Consider the following 4445-nt stretch of genomic DNA (forward strand, 5'->3'; position numbering starts at 1 on the left):
CCCGGATCTTCGAGCCCCGGATCTCCGACCATCGAGAGGAGCGAGGAGGGATCGGTCCCTTCTCCGCCACCCCAAGCAGCTGATTCTGCAGAAACTTCTGCCAGATCTGGCTCGGATTCAGCATCTGAAGGCTCCGCAGAGGGCGCATCCAGGCCATCCCCCGCCTCCGAAGATCGCCCGGCATCTGGATCTTCGCCCCTCTCAGATCCGGCTTCGACCACCGGGGGTGCCGTCGACCTCTCGACCGGGTCCGGCACCGGCCCCGTATCAGCCATCAGAGGTTCGGGGGTGGTTGGAACGGACCTCTTTTCGGGTGCGGCGTCCACGGCCGCGCCCTCTTCCCGCGAATATCCGGTGGCGCCGGAAATTTCAACTCCCACATCGATTACCTCAGATGAAGCAACAGCCGGTTCGACCCTGCCGACCAGGTCCGGGATCTCTGACGCTCTTTCGGCGGAGCTCTTCTCGGACACGGCCTCGGCCCGGCTCTCTGCCATCACGGGTCCGCTCTCACCACCCCCAACCTCGAATCGAGGGACTGGGCCCTTAATCTCTGCTGGCGCATCTATCTCCGGGCTTGAACCTGACTCCGTCTCCGATATCTCGGCAGCCTCATCCGCTTTCCGACCAGGGCCGCCGACGACGGAGGAGAGGGTATCGTCATCCTTTGCCCCCTCATCGATGCTGGTGACGTTCTCGCGGGGTGAGGACGCAGGCTTCGTGCTGCCTCCGCCCGAAGACGACCGTCTGCTGCTGCCACCACCGGACGGGAAGAAGGAGAAGCCGGAGGAGCCAGAGACGTCTTTTTCGACGGTTCGAGGAGTTTTGTCCAGCTTCTCTGAGAGCGGAACCGCGGTTGGGTTTCCCGAGGAGGTCGCTCTCAGATAGGAATAAGACGCATCGCCTCCGCCCCCTGAGATCTGGTCACTGCAGAGGAGATATCCCAGGCCGGGCGTGAGGAGGACGAGGCCCAGGGCCAGAAGGAAGCTCCATAATCGAACCTGCTTTTTGGGAGAGATGTTCAGACGCCTCAAAACCTCCATATCCCGTAGCTTCCGACCCTGCCCACCTCGGATCGCGTGGATCTTGTACGCGGAATATCCGGTGATGATGGAACCTACGATGGTGGCTACAAGGGCTAACATGGCTCACTCCCCCCAACTTTACCTTTCAGCAGATGCTTAGCTAGATGTATATCACCGATATATATCAGTTACGCATAATCCTATAAAAATACTTTTATACGATTAGAAGAATAAGGGGTGGAGAGGGGCGTAAAACCCCGGTCTTTAGGCCGGAGATGTAGAGCCCCTCCCCTATCTATGCTAAACATATTCCCAGGAACACAAGTCAGCTATGTTCCAGGTGCGGTCTAAAAGTTCCGAAGTAGCTATCGGATCGAGTCCATGAATGTCCTCAATGCGGGCTGGTCATGGACCGTGACGAGAATGCAGCAATAAACATTCTGAGACTGGGGCTACAGTCTCTGCCAAAAGCTAGAAGCACCGCCCTTCAGGGCGGGGATTAGTCACGAGATAGGTCTAACCTTTAAATCGATCCTTCCCATTCATCTTGGAGACCCTTTCATGAGAGAAGACGAGAGATTCCAGATCATATGGGAGAACGCCCAGAAGATGCCGGAGATGGAGAAGGCCGTCTTCTTCGAGCTGGAGCGAAAAAAGACAGTTGCTGGGCTGCTTCTGGTCGTCTTCCTGTTTGGAGGCGCTGGCCTGATCTACGCGGAGAAGGCGGCCAAGGGCGCGGTATTGATGCTGATCGATGCTGCCCTGATCGCGGCATTCCTCACTCTCCACGGTTTTGGACCGATCGATATCGATACGACCTTTGACGCCGCGAGCTTGATCCTGGTCCCGCTGATCCTGGCCCTCTACATCTACTCGGCGTGGGACGTTCGCCGGACGATAGAGGAGCACAACAATAGGCTTTACGCCACCGTCTTCGACCGATCTCCTCCTTAGAACAGGAAGGCAGGTCATCAGGAGACGGCCCCGTTATCGTGAAAAATATCGAGGATCGGCGGCGCTGATCCGGCGCCACCGACCCAACTCTTCTGCTTCAGCAGCCTTTCGCCCCTCGCCCTCAGGTCACCTGGACGATCACGGTGCTATCGGCGCTGCACCCGCCGACGGTGGAGCTGATGGTGAAGGTCTTGAGGCCAGCCGATCCGAACCTCGACTCCAACTGGTAGGTTCCCGTCGATACCTTCCGCAGAGTGCCGCTGGTCAGGACGGCGTCGGCGGGGTTCCAGGTCAGCCTCAGGCTCGAGGGGTCGGCGAGCAGCCCACCGGGCCCGCGGAACTTGACGGTGAGGATGTAGGGGCTGTAAGCCCTGGTGGCGCTGAAGTCCATCGAAGCCCAGCAGCCTGCCTCCGATCTTGCGGGCTGGACGAAGATGTCGCCGCCAGAGTCGTCCTGAAGGACGTAGGCGACCCAGAGGAGGCCGTCGAAGGGGCTACGGACGAGGGAGGGCCAGACCTCGTCGCCGGGGGCTCCGGTCACGGAGATCCTCTCGATAAGGCTCCAGCCCGGGTTGAACCTCTCCAGGATCAGGTCATAGCTCCCCCTCTCTTGAGTGCTGTAGACCAGGTCCAACTCGCCGCTCTGCGCGATCAGGGATGGGTAGTCCTGGCTCGACGAGCTGCTGGTCACCCTCTTCTTCTCGACGAAGTTCAGGCTCCGGTCATACTTCTTGACGAAGATGTCCCTGTTGCCGGACTCCTCCGAGACGTAGGCGACGTAGAGCCTGTTCTCATCCTCCGAATAGGCGAGGGATGGCCGATCCTGGTAGCTGGTCTCGGTGGTGACCCTCACCTTCCGCGTCGACGTCCAGGCCGAGTTGAACCGCTCGATGAAGATGTCGCCGCCATAGAGAGAGCCCGTCTCCCAGGACTGGTAGGCGAGATAGAAGTCGCTGCCTGCCCGGACGAGAGAGGGTCTGTCCTGGTCGGCGGAGGAGGTGGTCAGCCTCCGGGTATCGACGAGGTTCAGATCCTGGTCGTACTTCTTCATGAAGATATCCCAGTTTCCCGTCTCATCGGATACGTAGGCAGCGTAGTAGTAGCCGTCGGAGTGCACCACCGACGGGGTGTCCTGGTAAGACGGAATGCTGGTGGCCTGGACCTTCTGCATCTGGTTCCAGCTGGAATCGAACCTCTTGAGGAAGATGTCGCCGCTGTAGAAGGAGCCCGCCTCCCAGGACTGGTAGGCCAAAAGATACCCCTCATCGGCATAAACCAGAGAGGGCCTGTCCTGGATCACGCCTCCGGAGGTGAGCTGATATACGCCGCCGGAGCTGACCAGCTGGTAGCCCCTGTAGCCCGTGGCGCTGTCGTAACTGGAGGCGGATTCGTGCTTTCCGTCCCTGACGTACACGTAGACTTCATACTCGCCGGCGTCGCCGGGATCTGAGGACCAGGTCCAGCTGCGGCTTGTGCTCCAGTCCCTGATCACCCTCCAGGAGTTTCCTGTAGAGGGACCCCTCAACCAGAATTTGTAGTAGAGGAGGTCACCCTCGGGGTCTGTGGCCGAAGCCGTCCAGACGATCCTCGATCCCGCCGTCTGGGGGCTGGGCCGGTCGGGCGAGAGGCCCGTCACCGTCGGAGGACGGTTGGTCAGGGGAGGGGATGTCAGCTGATAGCCGCCGTATCCGGTGCGGCTATCGTAGCTGGATGCCGACTCGTGTCTTCCGTCTCGAACGTATACGTAGACGTCGTACTCTCCGACGTCACCGACGCTCGTCGACCAGGTCCAGCTGCGGCTTGTGCTCCAGTCCCTGATCACCCTCCAGGAGTTTCCTGTAGAGGGACCCCTCAGCCAGAACTTGTAGTAGAGGAGGTCACCCTCCGAGTCGGAGGCCGAAGCCGTCCAGACGATCCTCGATCCCGCCGTCTGGGGGCTGGGCCGATCGGGCGAGAGGCCCGTCACCGTCGGAGGACGGTTGATCGGCCTGACACCGACGAGCTGGTAGCCCTTGTATCCGGCGATGTCGTCATAGCGTCCCGCAGGCTGGTGCTTTCCATCTCTCACGTAGACGGCGAAGTCGTACACTCCGAGGTCACCGGCGCTCGTCGACCAGGTCCAGCTGCGGCTTGTGCTCCAGTCCCTGACCACCTTCCAGAGGTTCCCCGTAGAGGGGCCCTTCATCCAGAACCGATAGAGGATCGAGTCACCGTCGGGATCGCTCGCCGATGCCGTCCAGGTAACCCTGGCTCCGGCGATCTGGGGACTGTACCTGCTTGGGGTGAGGGCTGTGACCACAGGAGGCCGGTTTGCCGCCGGGTTCACCGTGAACGGGGTGATCTTGTAGGCGTCCCAGCCGTCGGCTCCGGCATGGTTTCCGTCCCTGATCCAGACGTTCACCTCGTAGCTGCCCTGCTCTGACGCAGTCCAGTCCCACCAGTTCACAGAGCTCCAGTCTCTGACCG

2 protein-coding genes and 2 pseudogenes are annotated in these 4445 nt (G+C 60.5%); 2 read left to right on the top strand and 2 right to left on the bottom strand.

What is annotated here, in order from left to right:
* A partial coding sequence (locus ACP5EL_RS07600) for a hypothetical protein (protein ID WP_428401917.1) occupies positions 1 to 1145 on the bottom strand: 1145 nt, incomplete at its 3' end.
* Positions 1146 to 1336: 191 nt separating this feature from the next.
* Here ACP5EL_RS07600 and ACP5EL_RS07605 point away from each other — a divergent pair.
* Together ACP5EL_RS07605 and ACP5EL_RS07610 are read left to right on the top strand one after the other, a co-directional pair.
* Positions 1337 to 1528, top strand: a pseudogene (locus tag ACP5EL_RS07605) (zinc ribbon domain-containing protein); the annotation flags it as partial.
* A gap of 58 nt (positions 1529 to 1586) precedes the next feature.
* Positions 1587 to 1979 (top strand): hypothetical protein, encoded by a 393-nt coding sequence (locus ACP5EL_RS07610; protein ID WP_428401918.1) that lies wholly within the window; start codon positions 1587 to 1589, stop codon positions 1977 to 1979.
* 121 nt (positions 1980 to 2100) lie between these two features.
* Here the strand turns inward: ACP5EL_RS07610 and ACP5EL_RS07615 are convergent.
* Positions 2101 to 4445, bottom strand: a pseudogene (locus ACP5EL_RS07615) (hypothetical protein); the annotation flags it as partial.

Origin of the sequence: Methanocrinis sp. (genome assembly GCF_049974945.1) — an archaeon.
Taxonomy (GTDB): Archaea; Halobacteriota; Methanosarcinia; order Methanotrichales; family Methanotrichaceae; genus Methanocrinis.